Origin of the sequence: Streptomyces sp. NPDC059851 (assembly GCF_042732005.1) — a bacterium.
Taxonomy (GTDB): Bacteria; Actinomycetota; Actinomycetes; order Streptomycetales; family Streptomycetaceae; genus Streptomyces.
In genome coordinates this window covers 49,550-68,670 of the sequence record NZ_JBHWJJ010000025.1, presented here as the reverse complement: position 1 = coordinate 68,670, position 19,121 = coordinate 49,550, and the positions used below count along the sequence as shown (strand labels likewise).

The following is a 19,121-nucleotide window of genomic DNA, read 5'->3' as shown; positions in this document are numbered from 1 at the left end:
TGCGGTCACCCCGCTCCCTTGACCACCGTGCGGTGGGGAGTCGCCGGCGCGGTGTCGCCGCCGTCCTGCGGCGCGACGACGGCCTCCTGGGGCGGTGTGGCGGCCTCCATGAGGTCGTACATCTGGTCCAGGAGCTTCCCGAAGTCGCGCCACGGTGTTCCCCCGTCCTTGCCCGCATGACCGCTTCTCGGCAGGCCCGCCATGGTCCACCTCCAGGTTCGAAACGGTGGGGCCGTCGTCACCGGCGCACGGCCCGCACCGTGGACGGGGCTTCTTCCCTCCTCCGCAGGTTTCATGCGGCTGGTGACCGCCTCGCACGGTGACGGGACGAGGGCCTCGGGATCACGGGGCCGGTGGTGCTGCGGGCCCGGGTCCGGTCCGGGCGCCGCTGGGCCGAGGCGGGGTCGGCCTGGGACGTGCGCCGTGGTCCCGTACGCCGGGCTGACCGGATCCGTGCCGTCACGGGCTGCCGGTCCGTGCGCGCCGGCGGCCCAGGAGTTCGGCCAGGCCCTGGCGGGTGGCGGTCATCAGGACGCGGTCCTGTGCGGTCAGGACGCGGCCGGGTTCCAGGTCCCAGACGAGGCTCCCGGCGGCGCTCGGACCGCCCGCGCGGCGGACCCCGGTGAGGTGCGGTCGGCGTTCCGGGCGGGCCGCGGTGTCCAGTGCGATGACGCGCCAGGCGCCCGGGCGGAAGGACTGCGCGACCGTGCGCCCCTCCAGCTCCGGCAGTCCCGCCACCTCGACGACGGCGATCAGCAGGACGCAGCGTTCGACGGGGATGGCGCCGAGGATCTGCCGGCCCATCATCGCCCCGGCGAAGGCCGGGGCGGCGAGGTGGGTGACGCTGCGGCTGCGGGTGAGCGCCGCCGGATGTGCCGTGCTCAGGGTGCGGTCGACGGCCTCGGCGAAGTCGTCGTCGTCCAGGCGGAGCACGACCCGCAGGTCACCCTTGACCGTCCGGGCGTGCAGGACCGCCTCCAGGTTGGTGGCGTGCGAACTGGTCAGCGCGATCAGGGCGCGCGCCCGGTGCACGCGGGCCGACTCCAGGACGCCCTCCTCGGTGACGTCCCCCATCACCACCGGCACGTGCAGGCGCCGGGCGAGCGGCAGCCCGCGGGCCGAGTAGTCCGACTCCAGGCACACCACCGGCACTCCGAGCTCCCTGAGCCGGGCGAGGACCCGCGTACCGATCTTCCCGAGTCCGACGAGGACCACGTGCCCGGAGAGGTTGCCCGGCGGCCGTCTGAGCCCCGCGGCCGTACGGAAGGCCCCCAGGGCCTCCAGCGCTGCGGCCACGAGGACCGGCAGCAGGAGCATGCCCACGAACCCGCCGAGCACCTGGAGCAGTTGGCGTACGGGCGGCTCCCGTACGGCGGGGTCGTTGAAGGCGAAGATGTCGAGGAGCGTCACGTACGCGGCGTGGAACGGGGAGTCTCCCGTCGTCAGCCACGAGGCCAGCCCGAGCGCCGTCACGGCGACCGCGACACCGGCGAGGGACCAGTTCAGACGCGGGGAGAACAGGGATCCCAGGGAGCCGAGCAGGGTGGCCGCGCCCGGGAGCGGGGAGCGGAGCCGTCTACGCCCCGGGGGCGGGACGACTTCGAGGGTGATGACGGAACGCCCGGCCGCCTGCGCGGTCAGGTGGTCGTCCGGCAGCAGCCACGGCCCGCGCTCCCGATCCCGGCCGCGGTGACGGTCCCCCGCGCGGGCGGGGCCTTCGCTGCTCTCGGGGCCGTCGGGGTCCGACGGGAGCAGCGCCAGGGTACAGACCGCGCGGGCGGGCGGGGCGCCGCGGCGCCGGGGAGTGCGTTCGACGGCCCTGAGCAGGAGTCCGTCCGCCTGGACGACCTTGCTGGTGCCGGCGACCGCGGTGGCCGCGAAGGCGGGTGCCGCCGTGTCCGAGTCCGACAGGACGGTGGTGGAGGCGTCCAGGTCGGACGGGTCCGTCGAGGGGGCCGCGACGGCCGCCGCCTGGTCGAGCAGTTCGGCCAGGTGCAGCCCCAGCTTGCGGTTGTAGAGGCGGATGACCAGGCGGAGGCGGGGGTTGAGGCGTCGGGCCACCAGGGCGGCCTGAACATTGCGGTCGTCGTCCTCGTACACGAGGGAGAGCGCCGGCGCGCCGCCCACTCCCGCGGCGGCCAGGACCGCTTCGTCGGGCTCTGCCGCCTCCACGATCCGCAGTTCGCGCGCCGGCGGCCGCTCCGCCGAAGCCGCGTCCCACTGCCTGGCCAGGGGTACGCGGGCGAGCAGCCCGAGGCCCGGCCCGCCGGTGTGGATGCGGATGCGGCCGTGCCCCAGTGCCCGCTCGGCTTCGCGGGCAGTCGGGACGATCAGGGTGACGGGTTCGCCGTACACGTCGAGGAGTTCCGCGGCGACCCGGTGGGCGAGCCCGTCGTCGCCGCAGACGAGCATCCGTCCGCCGGACTCGGGAAATAGGGGGATTTGGGAGTAACGCGTGGGTTGCACGGCGGGAGCATGCCTCGTCGGGCGGGTGGGCAAGCGCGGGAGGGTCAGGCGGGAGTGGCTGGAGGGGCGAAGGAGCCGTGGGGAGGTGCCCTCCCCCGGTCCGTGCGCGCCGTGACCGGCACCGGCGCACGCTGACCGTGGACCGCTGACCGCTGACTTCCGTGGACTGCACGGCCACGCCGAGCGTCCGCCCCCTACCTGACCCGGAAGTTGGCCATCATGCCCATGGCCGAGTGGTCCAGGAGGTGGCAGTGGTAGACGTAGGTGCCCCGGTGGGTGTCGAAGGTGGCGTGGAGCTTCACCGTCTCGCCGGGGAACAGCTGGACCGTGTCCTTCAGCCCCGCCTCGGCGGGCCCGACCGGGACGCCGCCCCGCTCCAGTACCCGGAACTGGACCAGGTGCATGTGGAAGTTGTGCGGGATCCGCTTGTTGGCGTTGGTCACCGTCCATATCTCGGAGGTGCCGAAGGTGATCGTCTGGTCGATCCGGTCCGGGTCCCACTGCAGCCCGTTCATGAATCCGCGCGCGTCGGTGCGGCCGTCCTCGTCCATGCTGAGGACGATGGTCCGCTCGACCGCGGGCTCGGGGAGTGCGTCCACCGGTGGCAAGGTGCGCAGCACGTCCGGGATCCGGCTCGGGTCGGGGGCGGTGCGGACGACGTCGAAGCGGAGCACGTTGCCGGGCTCGGTGGTGCCCGGGCCCGGCATGTTCTGGAGGACGATCTTCGTGCCGACGGGGTAGCGGGAGAAGTCGATGACGACGTCGGCGCGTTCCGCTGGCGACAGCGGGACGGTGTCGGTCGTGAACGGGCGCTGCAGCAGGCCGCCGTCGGAGCCGATCTGCACGATCGGCCCGCCGTCGGCGAGGCGCAGCTTGAAGAAGCGGAGGTTGGAGGTGTTGAGCAGGCGGAAGCGGTACTTGCGGGCGGCGACCTCCACGTACGGGCTCGGGCGGCCGTTGGCGAGGAGTGTGGTGCGGCCCCGGAAGTCGTCCATCTCATAGACCAACTGCCCGTTCTCGTCGAAGCGGGCGTCGCGCAGCGCGACGGGCACGTCGTACTGGCCGGAGGGCAGCGGCAGGGCGCGCTCGGTCTCGTCCGTCAGGACGTACGTCGCCGACAGGCCCCGGTAGACGTGCTCGGCCTCCATGTGGTGGGCGTGGTCGTGGAACCACAGCGTGGCGTTCGGCTGCTGGTTCGGGTACGTGTACGTGCGCGTCCTGCCCGGGGCGACGGTGTCCATGGGGCCGCCGTCGTTCTCCGGGGTGACGTTGGCGCCGTGCAGGTGCACGGAGATCGGCATGTCCAGGGTGTTGCGGTGCCGGACGGTCACCTGCCGGCCGCTGCGGGCCCACAGCACCGGTCCCGGGAAGTGGCCGTCGTAGGTCAGTACCTTGGTCCGCACCCGGGGGAGGATCTCGCGGGAGACCTCCTTGACCGTGACGCGGTACGCGTCCACCCCGCCCTGCGTGGAGTAGGGGGTGAGCACGGGGAGTGCAGGCATCTTAACCGCGAACGGCGGCGGGACGGCGGCCGGCCCTTCCTCGTCGGCGGCCTGCGCGGTGCCGGTCTGCAGTACGGGCAGCAGCCCGGCACCGGTGATCAGGCCCGCGCCCGTCGTGGACAGGGCTCCGACGAGCAGGCGTCGTCTCGTGACCATGGGTGTCCTCCTGGGAAGAATGAGGAAGCGCACTGCGCTCGCATGCCGAACGCCATGCCTCATGATCCGGAGGTAGGGCCGGGCGGTTCCCGCCCAAGGGCGGACAATGTCAGGTTTGCGCCATGGGGCGCAGCCGGCGGTCAGCCGAGGGCCCGCAGGGCCGAACACGGTCCCGGCCGGCCGTTCCGGTGGCGCGGCGCGGCGCTCCGGGCCAGGGTGGTGGGCATGGTGCCCCGGCCGTCCTGGGCACGGGCACCGCACGGAGGGAGGCGGACCGTGCGTTCGGCGCAGCTCGGCACGGCGGCGGCAAGCCTGCTGGCGGTGGCTGCCGTACTGTGGCCCGCCGTCCCGGCCGCGGCCCCGGCCCCGATCCCGGCCCCGGGATGGGCGTCCGCGCACGGAACCCTCGCACCGGTGCCGCTCGTGGTCTGCGGAACCGACGCGACCACCGGGCTCGGGGTGTCGGCCGAGCGAGCCGGGTCGTGTGCCGTCGCACTCCGAGTCGCCGCCGCCTACACCAGGACCCTGTCCCGCACCCGCGGCGCGCCCACCGAGGTCCGCGCGGCCGGAGCCACGTGGGTCTGCCGGGAGCGGCAGGGCGATCCCCATCCCTACCAGGAATGCCTCGACACGGGCCACAGCGGTCGGCGGGTCACCTTGACCTCCTGACCTCCTGACCTCGCGACCCGCTCACCTCCTCGCGGGTCGGTCGCGCGGCGGGAGCCGGTGCAAGGTGACGTCGTGGAGCGCGCCGTCGGACACGGTCAGGGTCATGAAGGTGCAGGACGGCTGCCGCCTGCGGTCGGTGGGCGAGCCCGGGTTGAGTAGGCGCAGGCCACCGGGAGCCGTGGAGTCCCAGGGGATGTGGCTGTGCCCGAACACGAGGACGTCCAGGTCCGGAAAGCGTTCTGCGCAGCGGCGCTCCCGGCCGGTAGCCGCACCCGTCTCGTGCACCACGCCGAACCGCAGCCCCGCCAGCCGGGCGCGGGCGACCTCGGGCAGGCGCCGTCGCAGCGGCGGGCCGTCGTTGTTGCCGTACACGCCGATCAGCCGGCGGCACCTGGACTCCAGCAGGTCGAGGGTGGGCTCGTCGGTCCAGTCGCCGGCGTGGATGACGGCGTCGGCCTCGTCGACAGCGGCCAGGAGTTCCCGGGGGAGGCCCTTCGCTCGGGCGGGGACGTGCGTGTCGGAGGTCAGCAGCAGCCGCATGCCCCCACAGTAGGGCGGGGGCAGGAGTCCGGCTCGGGTGGAACCACCGGTCCGCGCACTGCCTGCGGTGGGCCCGCCGAGGTCAGGCTCCCGTGACACCGTGCGGCCCGGCACCGTCGCGTTCGACGGTGGTGACGACCCGGACCAGCGCCGGTCGGGCAGGGGCTGATGCGAATCCGAACCGGACCGGCGGGTCGACGGGAGCCGGCGGGCCGAGGTCGGCCCCGTCGAAGGAGGCGGCGGCCGTGGTGATGCGGCGCAGGTCGCAGGCCGCGTACCACTGGCGGCACCCGGGGCGGGAGCTGCCCCGGGTCCGTACGCCGGGCAGCAAGCGGGCCGGGCCGTCGGTGAAAGCGGCCCAGGCCGGACGACGGGCGAGCGTCCGTGGGACGGCCCGCAGCGCGAGGCCCAGGGCGCCGCGCCGGCCGACGGCGAAGCGGAGTTCCAAGGGGCCCGCCGTGACCGCCCACTCGGTGCCCCACCGGTGCACGCTCACGGGCACGATCCGGACCCCGTCGAAGTGGTAGATGCCCGCGATGCACTCCGCGATACGGGCCGTGGGCGCCAGCAGCAGGCGCCGGCCGTCGGCGTGCTCCAGCATCACGTCGTTGAACGGTCCGAACGGCGACCGGGGCCAGTGGCCGAGCACGACGCGGGTACCGGACCCCGTCCCGACGGCGGCGATCCAACCGTCGAACGTCAGCCGTTCGCGTCCCACCCCCGCCACGTACCCCGGCCGCGGCAGCGGCATGCGGTCCGGTGTCACGCGGTCGACCCGTGGCCCGCGCGCCCCGCGGCCGGCGTGGCCGAGGGGCCGGCGCGCCGAGGGGCAGGTGCCGGTGTCCGGTGTCAGGCTGGGGTTGGTACGGGACCCGCGAAAGGCCAAGGCAATGATCACAACGGACTTCGTCCCCGGCTCCCCCTGTTGGATCGACCTCGGTGCTCCCGACGTCCGCGCCGCCGCGGCCTTCTACGGCACCGTGCTCGGATGGGACTACGAGTCCATGGGCGAGGCGGAGGACATGGAAGGCGGGATGTTCCGGAAGGACGGGAAGATCGTCGCCGGGCTCGGCAAGCTCACCGAAGAGGGCGCGCGTTCGGCCTGGATGATCTACTACAGCGTCGCGGATGCGGACGGGACGACCCGGGCCGTCGAACAGGCCGGCGGGACGGTACGGGTGCCGCCGCGGGACCTCGACGAGTGGGGCCGGATGGCACAGTACAGCGACCCGCTGGGGGGCCAGTTCGCGGTCTGGCAGCCGGGCACCAACAAGGGGGTCGAGCTGGTGGACGATCCCGGCTCACTGTGCTGGACCGAGCTGTACACGAGCGACGCCACGGCCGCCAAGGAGTTCTACGGCGGCATCTTCGGCTGGCGGTTCAGTGACATGGAGGTCCCGGGCGCCGGGAGTGCGTACTCCCTCGTCACCCCCGCCGGACTTCCCGAGGAGCGCATGCAGGGCGGCCTCATGGAGATGTCCGCGGAACACCTCGCGCTGGCGCACGGGCGGCCCTACTGGCACCCGGTCTTCGCCGTCGCCGACTGCGACGCGGCGGTCGCCGCGGTCACCGGGAACGGCGGAAGCGTGCAGATGGGGCCGGAGGACGTCGGAGGCGTGGGCCGGCTGGCCGTCTGCCTCGACCCGTCGAACGCGGACTTCGTGCTGCTGACCCCGGCCCCCCGGAACTGAGCCCTGCCGGCCGGGCGACCGCCGACGCGCGCCCGCCGGCCCCGGTGGATCAGGAGTCCACGGGCCGCCAGGCCGGCCCCTCCCCGACCTGCCGCACGTGTCCGAACGAAGGCCGAGGACCATGGAGTGGTCGATCTGGATCGACGGGTGCACGGCGTCCCCGAAGGCGGGCGGGTCGGGCCGGTGGAGGGGGTCAGGCAGGGGGGCGGCGGTCGGTGGCGTCGAAGCGGGCCAGGGCCAGGGCTCCGGGGCGGAGCGCCTGCTCCAGGGCCGGGGTGAGGGCGTCGTCGAGGCCTCCGAGGGCCTCGGCCAGCTCCTCCACCGCGTCCCGGGCGATCTCGGCGGCGATCTCCTCGGCCGGTGTGCGCGGGCCGAGCTTGCTGACGGCGGCCGCCGCCCGCGGCGGCGTGAGCAGTGCAGTGGCCTGGCCGAGGAGCCAGCCGGGCACGCCGGCGGCGCCCTCGGCCGGCGCGAGGTAGCGGCGGGAGCCGTCGAAGCGTTCGTCCTCGGCGAAGGCGGGGTGTTTGAGCTTGGCCACCGGGCGTGCGGCCGGGACGGCCCCTGCGGTGGTCCGCCACTCCTCCGCGGGCTTGATGACGAGGCCCTCCGCGAGGTTGCCGGGCAGTTCGGGCAGGCCCAGCAGCGCCGGCACGCGGGTGGGGAACACCGGTGTGCGTTCCTGTACCTGGGCGAGGGTCCCGTGCGTGAGGAGCGGCACGCAGTGCAGGCCCGCGGCGCCCGCGGCCCGGCGCAGCGCCCGGTCGGCGACCCAGCGGATGCCGTCGCCGGTGCGGATCGTGGCGTCGAAGGGCAGCCAGAGGAGGTTCGGGGCGTACCAGACGCCGGTCTGGACGGGTTCCGTGCCCGACGCCGGAGCCACGTCCGGGTGCGGGTAGCGGCCGCCCGCCAGTTCACCGTAGACCGTGACCGGTGCCGAGGCGTCGGCTCCGTGGTGGCGACGCAGGGCGGCGGCGCAGTGCTCCGCGGCGACGGCCAGGGCGGGCCAGATCCGACCGACTCCGAAGAAGTCGTCGAGTCCGCCCTCCCCGAGGAGTTCGCGACGCTTGGCCGGCCGCACTCCGCCGTGGTCGCAGACGATGGCGAAGTTCGCCCCGTGGACCTTCTCCAGGGCGACCCAGTGCCGGGCCGCCCGCGCCTCGCCCAGCCGGGCCCGGGAGGGGATCTTGGGGTACGGGGACCAGTGCGGGTCAGGCATGCGAACCGCCGGGCTGGTGCTGTTCGGGCAGCCGGCTCTCCGGGTGCGCCCACAGCAGCACGTTGTCGGGCCGTTCACCGCGGAAGAAGGCGAGGACGTCCTGGTCCGAGTGGCGCAGGCTGAAGTGGGTGAGGACGAAGAGCGTCTCCGGGTGGGCCTCGACCACGGGCTTGAGGCGGCTCCAGACGGTGTGCCCCACGCGGTCGGCGCGCTCCAGTTCGGCGTCGTCGAGGTAGGTGCACTCGGTGATGACGACCGGGTACTCGAAGAGCCAGGGATTGTCCTCGAAGACGCTCACATGGGTGTCCCCGAGGAAGGCGAACAGCGGCCTGAGCACCTCTCGTTCGACCTCCGAGCCGTTCGCGCGGTGCTGCGCCAGCATGCGGCCGAACTCTGCGCCGCGGCCCTGTTCGGCTAGGGAGCGGCGCAGCTCCTCGTACTCGGGCAGGAGCACCTTGCGGCGTTCGGAGAACGCGTAGCCCACGCACGGCACCTTGTGCACGCACTCCACCACCCGCACGTGGTGGCCGCGGCGCCCGAAGGTGAACTCGTCGCCGCCGCGGACCCCGTGCAGCCGGCAGTTCGCGGCGAGGGCCGGATCGTAGGCGGTGCCGTGGTTCAGCTCGGCGGAGGCGCGCAGGAAGGTCTTGACGTACGGCAGTGCCGCCGCGGGCAGGTGGATGTCCACGCCCGCGGGTCTGGCAGCGAGGTGGTCCAGGTCCTTGGAGTGGTCGTGGTGGGTGTGGGTGAGGAAGACGGTTTCCGGCTGTCGTCCTTCCGCGAGTCCTGCGTCGAGCGCGCAGCGCAGCTCCGGGATGTGGAAGAACGTCTTGTCGTTGGCGCGCGAGTACCCGGTGAGGGTGAGCCCGGTGCCGGGGATGCGCCAGGTCTTCCACTGGCGGAACGGGTGGCCCTGCTCCAGCCGTTCCGGATGGGCGGGGGTGGGCGAGGGGGCGTCGGTCATCGGTGCCTCCGTCGCGCCGCCGTGGTGATCAGGTGAGGGCCCGATCGTAACGGGCGGGGGCCGCGGTAGCCCGTGGTTTTCCGTGCGGGACGCCGCCCCTCCCCCTGCACCGCACGCTGGCGTGGCGTCCGGCTGATGCGGGAGACCGGCCGCCGCGCCACGCGTAGAAGCGGGTCCCCGGCTGCCTCGTCGGCAGTCGGGAACCCGCTCGGTCCGCGGAGACATCGGGACGGTCTTCCCCGCGGAGGCCGTTCACGCCGCGGCCGCGCCGTTCGGCCGTGGGGCCGGAGGGAGCGTCATCGCGGCCCCGCTTCAGCGGGTGGCGAGGAGGGTGAGGGTGTCGATCACGCGGTTGGAGAAGCCCCACTCGTTGTCGTACCAGGCGACCACCTTGACGTGGCGGCCGTCGACGCGGGTGAGCGCAGAGTCGAAGATCGACGAGGCGGGGTTGCCCACGATGTCGGACGACACCAGCGGGTCGTCCGAGTACTCGAGGACGCCGGCCAGCGGGCCCTCCGCCGCGGCGCGGTACGCGGCCAGCACGTCATCGAGCGTCACGTCGCGCGCAACGGTCGTGTTGAGCTCGACGATCGAGCCGACCGGAACCGGCACGCGGATGGAGTCGCCGTTCAGCTTGCCGTCGAGGCTGGGCAGCACGAGGCCGATCGCCTTGGCGGCACCGGTCGTCGTCGGCACGATGTTGACGGCGGCGGCGCGGGCGCGGCGGGGGTCTCGGTGCGGACCGTCCTGCAGGGCCTGCTCCTGCGTGTAGGCGTGCACCGTCGTCATGAAGCCGTGCTCGATGCCGGCGAGCTCGTCGAGTACGGCGGCCAGCGGCGCGAGCGCGTTGGTCGTGCACGAGGCGTTCGAGACGATCGTGTGCACGGCCGGGTCGTAGGCGTCCGTGTTCACGCCGTACGCCAGCGTCACGTCCGCACCGTCCGACGGGGCGCTGACGAGGACCTTCTTCGCACCGGCCTTGATGTGGGCGCGGGCGGCGTCGGCGGACGTGAAGCGACCGGTCGCCTCCAGGACGATGTCCACGCCCAGCTCGGCCCAGGGCAGCTGCTCAGGCTCGCGCTCGGCGAGGACCGTGATGCGGCGGCCGTCGACGACGAGGGTGTTCCCGTCGACGGTCACCGGGCGGCCCAGGCGGCCGGCCGTGGAGTCGAACGCCAGGAGCCGGGCGAGCGTGGTGGGCTCGGAGAGGTCGTTGACGGCGACGACCTCGAGGTCGCTGTTGCGTTCGAGCAGCGCGCGCAGCACGTTGCGTCCGATGCGGCCGAATCCGTTGATGGCGATGCGAGTCATGAGCGGTGTCCCTTCTGTTCGCCAACAGACTCGCGTCCTTGATCCATCCACGACAGTGGCGTGATCGCCACGGTTCAAAAGGATCCCGCCACGCCTCGGGGGGTGGGTCACTCGCCCTTCGTGAAGGTGCGCCGGTACTCGGTCGGGGTCGTGCCGAGGATGCGCTGGAAGTGCAGCCGCAGGTTCGCGCCGGTGCCGAGGCCGACGTCGGCGGCGATCTGCTCCACGCTCCGCTCCGAACGTTCGAGCAGCTCACGGGCCCTGTCGACGCGGGCACGCATGATCCACTGCATGGGCGTGTACCCCGTGTCGTCGGCGAAGCGCCGCGAGAAGGTGCGGGACGACACCGCCGCGTGCTCGGCGAGCGCTTCGAGGGTCAGGGGCTCGGCGAGCCGGCGCAGCGCCCACTCGCGGGTGGCGGCGAACCGTTCACCGAGGGGCTCGGGAACGCTGCGGGGCAGGTACTGCGCCTGGCCCCCGCTGCGGTAGGGCGCCGCGACCAGGCGGCGGGCGGCGTGGTTGGACGCGGCCACACCGAGGTCGGCGCGCAGGATGTGCAGGCACAGGTCGAGGCCCGAGGCTGCGCCGGCTGACGTCAGCACGCTGCCCTCGTCGACGAACAGGACGTTCTCGTCGAGCCGGACGAGCGGATGTTTGGCCGCGAGCGCGCGCGTGTAGTGCCAGTGGGTCGTGGCGCGCTTGCCGTCGAGCAGGCCCGTGGCGGCGAGGGCGAAGGCGCCCGTAGAGATGGCGGCGAGCCGCGCGCCCCGGTCGTGGGCGGCGATCAGCGCATCGATGACGCCCTGTGGAGGATCCTCCCGGTCCGGGAACCGGTAGCCGGGGACGAAGACGATGTCGGCCCACGCGAGCGCGTCGAGCCCGTGGTTCACGTGGTAGGAGAGGCCGTCGCCGCCGGCGACGAGGCCGGGGGCGGCGCCGCACATCCGCACCTCGTACGGCATGCTCGCGCGGGTGGTGAAGACCTGGGCGGGGATGCCGACGTCGAGGGGCTTCGCCCCCTCCAGCACGAGGACGGCGACGCGGTGGAGGCGGGCGGCTGACATGCGTAGAGCGTACGCGGCGACGCACTGTTCGAGCACACGTACGAACCGGCGGCGGTCACGCTGCGCTGCCGATCCGTGGCGGAACGCGGCAGCCCTCCGCCCCGGGGTCACCGGTTGAGCCACCAGATCGACCAGTTCAGCGCGGATGCGTAGGCCACCCACAGGAGATAGGGAAGGAGCAGCAGGGCGGCGGGCCGGTACACCCGGCCGAAGGCCGCGACGGTGAGTGCGATCGACACGAGCAGCAGGCAGATGTCCACCAGCGCCAGACCGTACTTCCCGGCCCCGAAGAACAGCGGCGTCCAGGCCAGGTTGAGCAGCAGCTGCACCATCCACAGCGCGAGAGCAGGACGGCGACCGTCCGCGCTGCCGCGTCGGAGGACGAGCCAGGCGGCGACGGCGATCGACCCGTACAGCACGGTCCACACGGGCCCGAAGAGCCACGCCGGTGGTGCCCAGCCGGGGCGTTGCAACGTGCGGTAGACGCCCCCGGCGTCGTCAGCCGCCAGACCCCCGACGACGGCGACGCCGTACGTGAGCGCGAGGAGGGCCACCAGCGAGGGCCCCGGCCTGGCGAGCTGCGCCCGCAGCGCCGCACCGGTCACGGCGCACCCCGCCGGCGCACGACCGGGGCGCTCCACCGCCCCGTGCTGCAGATCATCGGGAGTCGCCCCATGGCCGTCACCGGCTTCCGCTCGGGGGGCGCTGAACCGTCCCGTCGCCCCGACCAGTACTTCACTGCTCGGCGTGAGGACGGATGCAGCTCATTGACCGCTGCGGATCTCGTCCAGCTTTTCCGCCAGGGCCTTCATCTCCGCGATCATCCGGGCGCGCGCCTCCTCCTGGCTCATGTCGCCCTGCGCCTTGAACGCCTTGCGGAAATGCGGCTTGAGCTGGGTCCACCAGCCGTGGTCCAGCATCGCCCATGCCTGCGGGCAGAGCGGGGAGCGGGATTTCGGTAGGTAGCCGGCGCCGACCAGCGGGCCGTCGAACTTCTTCGGGTCGCTGCCGTGGAGGTAGCAGAGGAAGTTGAAGACCCGCTGCTGGGTGACGGGATGATCGCTCGACAGCCCTTCCAGCGTGAGCTCGCCCTCTTTGCGGGCGAGCGCGTCGAAGACCATCGCGCTGGCGAGCGAGGGGCCGGGGCCGGCCTCGTTGACGGTGTGGAACGAGGCGAACCCGTCGGCGGCGTCCTCCTCCAGGCCGAGGTTCGGCAACTGGAGCTGGCGCTGCAGGGCGTGGCCCACCTCATGGCCGAAGATGAACCGGGTCGACAGCGCGGTCAGGTCGTCGGCGTTGAACTCGCCCGCGGGGACGAGGGCGGGCCGCTTCACGGTCTTGGCCACTTCACCGGCGACCCCGTGGAGCCGGGTCAGGAACGCGGGCGGCACGTAGATCGTTCTGCCGTCGGGCTGGGTGACCGCGTCCGTCACCCCGGGCGGGACCTCGTCGGTGACCTTGACGACCAGATCGTGCGGAAGGGCGACCGAGGTGTTCACCCAGTCGGCCGTCCGTTCGAGCACGCGGGACTTCCGGATCACCTCCACCGCCCGGCGGTCCTGCGGCTTGGTCGCACCGTCCTCGTAGACGACCGTGACCTTGCCCTCGCCGTCACCCCCGCCTTCGTCCTCGCCCGCGCTGCCGCTCCACGAAACGACCGCGAGCCCCACGGCGAGCAGTGCCCCCGCCGCAGCGGCCCGCGCCATGATCGAACGCCCACCACTGATCGGCACCCCGGCCGGCTCCTTTCCTCGGTCGAGGCACCCACCCACGGGGCCCGCACCCGACACGCGGATTATGATCGACCGGCCGCAGGCCCGCAATGACCGATTTATAACGTTTTGCCGCACTGGTGGCGCCGGATCCAGGGGCGACGGGCTACGTCCCCGTGCCGGACTGCTCGCGGGGGCCGTTCTCGGAATCCAGGGCCACGACGGTGAAGCAGACTGCGCCTCCTAGGCCGAAGAGGAAGAAGACCGGGTTGACGTATCCGGGGACGGAAGTGGTGTAGTCGCCGACGTCCTCGGTTTCGCACACGAACCGCAGGGGCACGTACTCCACCCGGTAGCCGGAGATCCCTTCCCCGCGGTACTCCCAACCCGAAGTGCGGCAGGGCCGGATGGGGATCGAGTCCGTCCCGCCGTCCTCTGCCGACATGACCGCGCCGGTGAGGTGCAGCAGGCCCCAGGCGTACACGCCCACCGCGACCGCCGCTTGGGCGAAGCCGGCGGCCCGCAGCCACGCCGCGCTGTCAGCACGTCGCGGACCGCCGACACGGGCCAGAACACCGACGGCCCGCCCCGCGAAGACGAACGGGAGGACCAGACCGGCCGGGACGAGGAGCAACAAGAAGTACGCCATCGCCCGACTCCAGCAGCACACCGGCCGTGAGCGCTGTGCCGGAGCCCACAGCTCCTGGAACAACTCGGTAACCGTTCGACAGGGCGTGGCACCGGCATACGATCGAGGCGTGACGATCACCTACGAGTGGCGGGGACCTTCGACGACGACGCCCTCGACGCCCTGCACGCCGACGGCTTCGACCACCCGGTCACCCCGACCGAGTGGCGGGAACGACTCGAACGCCACAGCCTCGGCTGGGTCTGCGCGCGGGAGGACGGCGGCGGTCTGATCGGCTTCGTCAACGTCGTCTCGGACGGCGGGGCCCACGCCTTCGTCCTGGACACGGTGGTCGCCCGGCACCACCGGTCGAGCGGGGTCGGTGCCGCCCTCGTCGCCACCGCGGCCCGCGAAGCCCGCGCCGCGAACTGCGCATGGCTCCACGTCGACTTCGAGGAACACCTGCGGCCGTTCTACTTCGACGCCTGTGGCTTCCAGGCGACGACGGCCGGGTTGATGGCCCTGTAGCGCCCCGCCCCCGTTGCCGCCCAAGGACATCTTCGAGCACGGCTGGTCGTGGCCCGCACCGGCTCCCACCCTCAGCACGGTGCTCCCCCGAACGGGGGCGGTCCGCGTGCCCCCGCGCGTCGCGCAGCGGGACGGCAGCGGGAACGGGGCAGGGTCGGGGCATGGTGCGGAAGCGTGTGATCGTGTCGGGGCGGGTCCAGGGGGTGTTCTTCCGCGACAGCTGTCGGAGTGCCGCCCTGGAACGGGGGGTGTCCGGGTGGGTGCGCAATCTGCCCGGCGGTGAGGTCGAGGCGGTGTTCGAGGGGGACGAGGAAGCCGTCGCCCGGATGGTCCGCTGGGTGCACACGGGGCCGCCGGCGGCCGCGGTCCTGGGTGTCGAGGTGCACGAGGAGCCCCCGGCCGGATCGGGAGCGGCTGCCGAGGGGTTCGAGGTACGGCCGACGCCGTACGGCGGCGGCTGACCGCCGGCCGGGACGCAGCGGGTCGGCCCCGCGCCGCATGCGGCTCCGGAGGGGTCAGCGCTTGAGGTAGGCCAGGACGGCCAACACCCTGCGGTTGTCGTCCGACGACGGGCTGATGTCCAGCTTGGCGAAGATGCTCGCGGTGTGCTTGGCGACCGCGCTCTCGCTGATGTGCAGGCCGCCCGCTATTGCGGCGTTCGATCTGCCCTCCGCCATCAGCTCCAGGACGTCGCGCTCACGCGGCGTCAGGCCGTCGATGGTCCCGCGGGCGTCGCCGCGCGACAGCAGGCGGGATATGACCTGCGGGTCCATCACCGTGCCGCCGGCGGCGACGCGGCGGACGGCGTCGATGAACTGCTCGGTGTTGGTCACCCGGTCCTTGAGCAGGTAGCCGACGGCGCCCTCTCCCCCGGCCAGCAGCTCGTTGGCGTACAGCTGTTCCACGTACTGGGAGAGGACCAGGACCGGCAGGCCGGGCGTGCGGCGGCGGGCGGCCAGGGCCGCCTGGAGGCCCTCGTCCGTGAAGGTGGGCGGCAATCGCACGTCCACCACCGCCACATCGGGCGCTTCGTCCCCTTCGGCGAGCAGCGCCCGGCGGAGGGACGGCCCGTTGTCCACCGCCACGACCTCGCAGCCGTGCTCCTGCAGGGTGCGGGTCAGCCCGTCCCTGAGGAGGAAGAGGTCTTCGGCCAGGACAACGCGCACGGTATCTCCATCGCCACGGTGGTCGGTCCGCCCTGCGGGCTGTGCAGGGCGAGGGTCCCGTCGAAGGTATCCAACCGCTGCCGCACGCCGGCCAGTCCGGTGCCCCGGGACGGGTCGGCGCCGCCGTGCCCGTCGTCCGTGACGGCGATGTGCAGCAGGCCGTCGTCGTACGCCAGGGCTATGCGCACCTCGCGGGCTCCTGAGTGCTTGGCCGCGTTCGCCAGCGCCTCGCTCACGGCGAAGTAGGCCGCGGATTCGACGGGGGCCTGGAGCCGGCCCGGCAGTCGGGCCTCGACGTGGACGTCGAGGAAGCTGTCGAGGGCCAGTGACCGGACGGCGTCGCCGAGGCCGCGGTCGGCGAGGACCGGTGGGTGGATGCCGTGGACCAGGTCGCGCAGGTCCTGCAGGGCCCGCTCGGATGTGCTGCGGGCGTCCGACAGGAGCTCGCGCGCCGCGGCCGGGTCCGTGTCCAGCAGTCGGGCGGCCCGGTCCAGGGTCATGCCCATGGCGACCAGCCGGGCCTGTGCGCCGTCGTGCAGGTCCCGTTCGATGCGCTGCAGTTCGGCGGCCAGGGTGTCGAGGGCCCGGCTCCTGGTATCGGTGAGCCGCTCGATCCGCCGGGCCATTCGGGTGCTGCGCGGTGCCGAGAGCAGCCGTCGGCTCAGGCGGGCGTGCAGCCGGAGCACGGCGGGGGCCGCGTACAGGCCGGCGGCTACGAAGGCGAGCCCCAGCGCCAGCGCGGCGAGCATGGTGGCGGTGGTGTGCACGGGGACGAACGCGTACCAGTTGCCGTCGTTGACGGTCCTCCAGATGAACGGCTGCACCAGCGCGCCGAAGACCCCGTACCAGGCCAGGGCGAGCGGGACGGCGACCAGGAGGCCCCCCGTCACCGGCTCCAGCCAGGCCCATGCCAGGTCGCGCCAGAACCCGTCGTCGGCCAGGATCCGGCGGGACCGTTCGCGGGCGCGCGCCTCCCGGTCGGCGGGCAGCGGCTCGGGCGGGCTGATCCGGACGCCCGTCCAGCTCGCGGCCCTTGAGCGGGAGCGGTCGGACAGTGCGCGCAGGGCCCGTGCTGCGGGCGGGAGCAGCCGGAAGCCGATACCCACAGGCAGCAGGAGTACGGCGAGCACCACCAGCGAGCCGGCCGCGGACACGACGAGCGCGTGCAGGCTCGCCAGCTGGCAACGGCGGAGGGCGAGGCAGGCGCCCGGCAGGGCCGGGCGCGGTCTATCGGACATTCTCCATGATCGCGGCGAGCCTATCCGGTGCCGGTGCCGGTGCCGTCCGGGCGGTCCGCCCCCGGCGCATGCCCGACCACGTCCACAGGGCCGCTGCCGTCAGGCAGGACGCGCCGAACAGCACCATGGGGGTGACGGTGCCGGCCTCCTCGTCCATGAAGAGCAGCATGCCGATGTTGACGAGGGCGTGGAACCCTCCGGCGAGCAGTAGCCGGGACGCCCCCGTCCCGTCGAGCGCCCAGCCCATCACGACCGACAGGGACACCGCCGTGATCAGGAAGGCCGTGGCGTACAGCGGGTGCTGGGTGAAGACCTGGACGTGCCAGACGCCCCACACCGCGCCGACCGCCACCGAGGTCCCCAGGGGGCCGAAGCGGGGGCGCAACAGCGGCTGGAGGAGGCAGCGCCAGCCGATCTCCTCGGCGCATGCGCCGATCAGTTGCGCCGCGGCGACGAGCGCGAACGGGGCGTCCGGTCGTACCGGACGCGCATGCCCGCCGAGTACCGCGTACGTGGCGGCAGCGGCCGCGATGACCAGCGGCGCGGTCAGGATCAGGAGGGCTCCGCGGCCGTCGCCGCGGGCCGGGCCGCCGGCGAGCAGCGCCCGTACGCGCCCCGGCCACAGCAGTGCGGCGGCGCCCACCCCCAGCGCGGGTCCGAACTGTGTCAGCTGGAGGACCTCGGGAGGTATGCGGGTGGCGGGCTGGGCCGCCCCCAGCAGGCCGGCGGCGAGGAAGGCGACGGCGAGGAACGTGGCCGTCATCTTGTGATCCACGGGTGTCATTCGCATGGCACAGACGATGCCGCTCCGCAGGGCCGCGGCCCCTGTGCCTGATTGCCGAGCCGGGGTGTACCCAGGTACACCCTCCGGTTCAGCGCTTCGCGGCGGACAGTTCGAACCAGGTGGTCTTGCCGGTGGCCGTCCGGTGGCTGCCCCAGGCCTCGCTCAGCAGGTCGAGGAGTTCGATGCCGCGGCCGCCCTCGGCTCCCCGGTGCGCGGTGCGGCGTACGGGGTCGGCGTCGCAGGCGTCCTCCACCTCGCACAGCAGCCGGTCGCCCGCCACCCTGAGGTTGAGCCGGACCGGGCCGCGCGCGTGGCGCAGGGCATTGGTGACGAGTTCGCTGACCAGGAGTTCCGCGGTGTCGGCGAGCCCGCCCAGGCCCCAGTCGCGCAGGCGGCCGGTCACGACGCGGCGGGCACGGCCGGCCGAGGTGAGGTCCCGCACCAGGGGCCAGGAGGCCTCCCTGGCCGTAGCCCGGGCAGCGGGCGCGCAGAGGGGGCGCAGGGGCTGCAAGCTGCGGGCCCAGAGGCCCAGGTGCCGTGCGCGCCACGACGTCGATGCGTTCTTCGCGACCCACTCCCTGCCGCGTTCGGCGAACCCCTCGTCGACTGGGCTTCCTGCCCGGTCCTGCCGATGCATACGGAAGACGGTGAGGTGGGCCATGCTCATCAGTCCCTTCTGTGCCGGGTGGCCCGGCCGCTCGTGGCGAACGTTCGACGTTCCTGTAGCACTCGCTACACCAATAGATTACATGTAGCGGACGCTACGGTAAAAATTGGGGCAAAACAGACGCCTGTCCGTAGGTGTTCGATTCTGGGGAGGTCCCGGTGCCACGTGCCGCTGACCAGGACAAACGTCGCGATCTGCTGTCCCGGGTACGCGCATACCTGCTCCGCAACGGCCTGTCCGGTCTGTCGCTGCGGCCGCTCGCCCGGGCCCTGGGCACCAGCGACCGCATGCTGCTGTACTACTTCGGCACCAAGGAGCGGATGGTCGCCGAAGCCCTCGCCCTCGACGAGCGGCGTCCCCTCCTCAGGCTGCGGGCGCTGCTGGAGGCGCGCGGCGCGCCCCGGGACGCCGCGGGGCTGAGGCGTCTCCTGGAACAGGTGTGGGAGCAGTTCGGCGCCACGGACCGGCGGGCCGTGCTCCCGCTGTACCTGGAGATCATGACCGCGAGCCTGATGCACCCGGACCGGTACGGACCCGTGATGCACGACGTGGTGACCGGCTGGACCGACCTGGCCGCCGGGCTCCTCGCCGGAACGGGCCTGTCCGAGGCGCGGGCCCGCGACGAAGCCACCCTCCTCGTCCACAGCGCCTTCGGGCTGCTCTTCGCCCCGCTGGCGGACGGCGACCGGGACCGGGCGGACGCGGCCTTCCGCCTCCTCCTCGACCGCCTCGAACCCGGCTGGCGCCCGACCGCGGAGGAATGACGCCGTCGGGATGCACGGGCCACAGCGGCGCCGGACAGTGGAGGCAGGCCCTTCG

The 19,121-nt window shown here is 73.2% G+C and carries 20 protein-coding genes and 1 pseudogene; 5 read left to right on the top strand and 16 right to left on the bottom strand.

Going from position 1 to position 19,121, the window contains the following annotated elements:
- Positions 1–5: 5 nt before the first annotated feature.
- From ACFV7Q_RS12010 to ACFV7Q_RS12000, 3 genes are all read right to left on the bottom strand, one after another.
- Positions 6–203 (bottom strand): hypothetical protein, encoded by a 198-nt coding sequence (locus tag ACFV7Q_RS12010; RefSeq protein ID WP_385427086.1) that lies wholly within the window; start codon positions 201–203, stop codon positions 6–8.
- A gap of 256 nt (positions 204–459) precedes the next feature.
- A complete protein-coding gene (locus tag ACFV7Q_RS12005; protein ID WP_385427129.1) occupies positions 460–2,412 on the bottom strand; it encodes a potassium channel family protein in 1,953 nt (650 codons plus the stop codon).
- Between the two features lie 248 nt (positions 2,413–2,660).
- Positions 2,661–4,124 carry a multicopper oxidase family protein gene (locus tag ACFV7Q_RS12000; protein ID WP_385427083.1) on the bottom strand — a complete coding sequence of 488 codons (1,464 nt, stop codon included), beginning with the start codon at positions 4,122–4,124 and terminating at the stop codon, positions 2,661–2,663.
- A gap of 276 nt (positions 4,125–4,400) precedes the next feature.
- On the opposite strand from ACFV7Q_RS12000, the gene ACFV7Q_RS11995 reads away from it, so the two are divergent.
- The gene (locus tag ACFV7Q_RS11995; RefSeq protein WP_385427081.1) at positions 4,401–4,793 is read left to right on the top strand and encodes a hypothetical protein; all 393 of its coding nucleotides are present in this window, start codon (positions 4,401–4,403) and stop codon (positions 4,791–4,793) included.
- Positions 4,794–4,814: 21 nt separating this feature from the next.
- On the opposite strand, the gene ACFV7Q_RS11990 is transcribed toward ACFV7Q_RS11995, so the two are convergent.
- Together ACFV7Q_RS11990 and ACFV7Q_RS11985 are read right to left on the bottom strand one after the other, a co-directional pair.
- A complete protein-coding gene (locus ACFV7Q_RS11990) occupies positions 4,815–5,333 on the bottom strand; it encodes a metallophosphoesterase family protein (protein ID WP_385427078.1) in 519 nt (172 codons plus the stop codon).
- Positions 5,334–5,415: 82 nt separating this feature from the next.
- Positions 5,416–6,084 carry a hypothetical protein gene (locus ACFV7Q_RS11985; protein WP_385427075.1) on the bottom strand — a complete coding sequence of 223 codons (669 nt, stop codon included), beginning with the start codon at positions 6,082–6,084 and terminating at the stop codon, positions 5,416–5,418.
- 139 nt (positions 6,085–6,223) lie between these two features.
- On the opposite strand from ACFV7Q_RS11985, the gene ACFV7Q_RS11980 reads away from it, so the two are divergent.
- On the top strand, positions 6,224–7,024 hold the full coding sequence (locus tag ACFV7Q_RS11980) for a VOC family protein (protein WP_385427073.1): 801 nt from the start codon (positions 6,224–6,226) through the stop codon (positions 7,022–7,024).
- Positions 7,025–7,217: 193 nt separating this feature from the next.
- Here the strand turns inward: ACFV7Q_RS11980 and ACFV7Q_RS11975 are convergent, their stop codons facing one another.
- The 7 genes from ACFV7Q_RS11975 to ACFV7Q_RS11945 form a co-directional block, all read right to left on the bottom strand.
- Complete coding sequence (locus ACFV7Q_RS11975) at positions 7,218–8,240, bottom strand: RNA ligase family protein (RefSeq protein ID WP_385427070.1); 1,023 nt, start codon at positions 8,238–8,240, stop codon at positions 7,218–7,220.
- Entirely contained in the window at positions 8,233–9,204 is a 972-nt protein-coding gene (locus ACFV7Q_RS11970) for an MBL fold metallo-hydrolase (protein ID WP_385427067.1), read from the bottom strand. The genes ACFV7Q_RS11975 and ACFV7Q_RS11970 overlap by 8 nt, the downstream gene beginning before the upstream one ends.
- A 312-nt stretch (positions 9,205–9,516) precedes the next feature.
- The gene (gene gap, locus ACFV7Q_RS11965; protein WP_385427065.1) at positions 9,517–10,515 is read right to left on the bottom strand and encodes a type I glyceraldehyde-3-phosphate dehydrogenase; all 999 of its coding nucleotides are present in this window, start codon (positions 10,513–10,515) and stop codon (positions 9,517–9,519) included.
- A 107-nt stretch (positions 10,516–10,622) separates the two neighbouring features.
- Entirely contained in the window at positions 10,623–11,579 is a 957-nt protein-coding gene (locus ACFV7Q_RS11960) for a GlxA family transcriptional regulator (RefSeq protein ID WP_385427062.1), read from the bottom strand.
- Positions 11,580–11,686: 107 nt separating this feature from the next.
- Positions 11,687–12,184, bottom strand: a complete 498-nt coding sequence (locus tag ACFV7Q_RS11955; protein ID WP_385427060.1) for a TspO/MBR family protein — start codon at positions 12,182–12,184, stop codon at positions 11,687–11,689.
- Positions 12,185–12,343: 159 nt separating this feature from the next.
- Positions 12,344–13,312 carry a DUF4344 domain-containing metallopeptidase gene (locus ACFV7Q_RS11950; protein ID WP_385427057.1) on the bottom strand — a complete coding sequence of 323 codons (969 nt, stop codon included), beginning with the start codon at positions 13,310–13,312 and terminating at the stop codon, positions 12,344–12,346.
- A gap of 145 nt (positions 13,313–13,457) precedes the next feature.
- Positions 13,458–13,940 (bottom strand): hypothetical protein, encoded by a 483-nt coding sequence (locus ACFV7Q_RS11945; protein WP_385427055.1) that lies wholly within the window; start codon positions 13,938–13,940, stop codon positions 13,458–13,460.
- Between the two features lie 109 nt (positions 13,941–14,049).
- On the opposite strand from ACFV7Q_RS11945, the pseudogene ACFV7Q_RS11940 reads away from it, so the two are divergent.
- Positions 14,050–14,447, top strand: a pseudogene (locus ACFV7Q_RS11940) (GNAT family N-acetyltransferase).
- Between the two features lie 161 nt (positions 14,448–14,608).
- A complete protein-coding gene (locus ACFV7Q_RS11935) occupies positions 14,609–14,908 on the top strand; it encodes an acylphosphatase (protein WP_385427053.1) in 300 nt (99 codons plus the stop codon).
- Positions 14,909–14,962: 54 nt separating this feature from the next.
- On the opposite strand, the gene ACFV7Q_RS11930 is transcribed toward ACFV7Q_RS11935, so the two are convergent.
- The 4 genes from ACFV7Q_RS11930 to ACFV7Q_RS11915 all read right to left on the bottom strand — a co-directional run bounded on the left by ACFV7Q_RS11930 (position 14,963) and on the right by ACFV7Q_RS11915 (position 18,272).
- Positions 14,963–15,613 carry a LuxR C-terminal-related transcriptional regulator gene (locus tag ACFV7Q_RS11930; protein WP_385427051.1) on the bottom strand — a complete coding sequence of 217 codons (651 nt, stop codon included), beginning with the start codon at positions 15,611–15,613 and terminating at the stop codon, positions 14,963–14,965.
- On the bottom strand, positions 15,565–16,851 hold the full coding sequence (locus tag ACFV7Q_RS11925; protein ID WP_385427049.1) for a sensor domain-containing protein: 1,287 nt from the start codon (positions 16,849–16,851) through the stop codon (positions 15,565–15,567). Before ACFV7Q_RS11925 ends, ACFV7Q_RS11930 begins: the two co-directional genes overlap by 49 nt.
- The gene (locus ACFV7Q_RS11920) at positions 16,841–17,614 is read right to left on the bottom strand and encodes a CPBP family intramembrane glutamic endopeptidase (protein WP_385427046.1); all 774 of its coding nucleotides are present in this window, start codon (positions 17,612–17,614) and stop codon (positions 16,841–16,843) included. The genes ACFV7Q_RS11925 and ACFV7Q_RS11920 overlap by 11 nt, the downstream gene beginning before the upstream one ends.
- Before the next feature lie 109 nt (positions 17,615–17,723).
- On the bottom strand, positions 17,724–18,272 hold the full coding sequence (locus tag ACFV7Q_RS11915; RefSeq protein WP_385427126.1) for an ATP-binding protein: 549 nt from the start codon (positions 18,270–18,272) through the stop codon (positions 17,724–17,726).
- Positions 18,273–18,460: 188 nt separating this feature from the next.
- Between ACFV7Q_RS11915 and ACFV7Q_RS11910 the strand changes: the two genes are divergently transcribed.
- Complete coding sequence (locus tag ACFV7Q_RS11910) at positions 18,461–19,066, top strand: TetR/AcrR family transcriptional regulator (RefSeq protein WP_385427043.1); 606 nt, start codon at positions 18,461–18,463, stop codon at positions 19,064–19,066.
- Positions 19,067–19,121: the final 55 nt, after the last annotated feature.

What these genes read in the sequence shown, in the direction of transcription:
- ACFV7Q_RS11980 (WP_385427073.1), top strand. Translation starts at nt 6,224, where the DNA reads ATGATCACAACGGACTTCGTCCCCGGCTCCCCCTGTTGGATCGACCTC.
- ACFV7Q_RS12000 (WP_385427083.1), bottom strand. Translation starts at nt 4,124, where the DNA reads ATGGTCACGAGACGACGCCTGCTCGTCGGAGCCCTGTCCACGACGGGC.
- ACFV7Q_RS11985 (WP_385427075.1), bottom strand. Translation starts at nt 6,084, where the DNA reads ATGCCGCTGCCGCGGCCGGGGTACGTGGCGGGGGTGGGACGCGAACGG.
- ACFV7Q_RS11990 (WP_385427078.1), bottom strand. Translation starts at nt 5,333, where the DNA reads ATGCGGCTGCTGCTGACCTCCGACACGCACGTCCCCGCCCGAGCGAAG.
- ACFV7Q_RS11970 (WP_385427067.1), bottom strand. Translation starts at nt 9,204, where the DNA reads ATGACCGACGCCCCCTCGCCCACCCCCGCCCATCCGGAACGGCTGGAG.
- ACFV7Q_RS11945 (WP_385427055.1), bottom strand. Translation starts at nt 13,940, where the DNA reads ATGGCGTACTTCTTGTTGCTCCTCGTCCCGGCCGGTCTGGTCCTCCCG.
- ACFV7Q_RS12010 (WP_385427086.1), bottom strand. Translation starts at nt 203, where the DNA reads ATGGCGGGCCTGCCGAGAAGCGGTCATGCGGGCAAGGACGGGGGAACA.
- ACFV7Q_RS11915 (WP_385427126.1), bottom strand. Translation starts at nt 18,272, where the DNA reads ATGCATCGGCAGGACCGGGCAGGAAGCCCAGTCGACGAGGGGTTCGCC.
- ACFV7Q_RS11960 (WP_385427062.1), bottom strand. Translation starts at nt 11,579, where the DNA reads ATGTCAGCCGCCCGCCTCCACCGCGTCGCCGTCCTCGTGCTGGAGGGG.
- ACFV7Q_RS11975 (WP_385427070.1), bottom strand. Translation starts at nt 8,240, where the DNA reads ATGCCTGACCCGCACTGGTCCCCGTACCCCAAGATCCCCTCCCGGGCC.
- gap (WP_385427065.1), bottom strand. Translation starts at nt 10,515, where the DNA reads ATGACTCGCATCGCCATCAACGGATTCGGCCGCATCGGACGCAACGTG.
- ACFV7Q_RS11935 (WP_385427053.1), top strand. Translation starts at nt 14,609, where the DNA reads ATGGTGCGGAAGCGTGTGATCGTGTCGGGGCGGGTCCAGGGGGTGTTC.
- ACFV7Q_RS11920 (WP_385427046.1), bottom strand. Translation starts at nt 17,614, where the DNA reads ATGACGGCCACGTTCCTCGCCGTCGCCTTCCTCGCCGCCGGCCTGCTG.
- ACFV7Q_RS11925 (WP_385427049.1), bottom strand. Translation starts at nt 16,851, where the DNA reads ATGTCCGATAGACCGCGCCCGGCCCTGCCGGGCGCCTGCCTCGCCCTC.
- ACFV7Q_RS12005 (WP_385427129.1), bottom strand. Translation starts at nt 2,412, where the DNA reads ATGCTCGTCTGCGGCGACGACGGGCTCGCCCACCGGGTCGCCGCGGAA.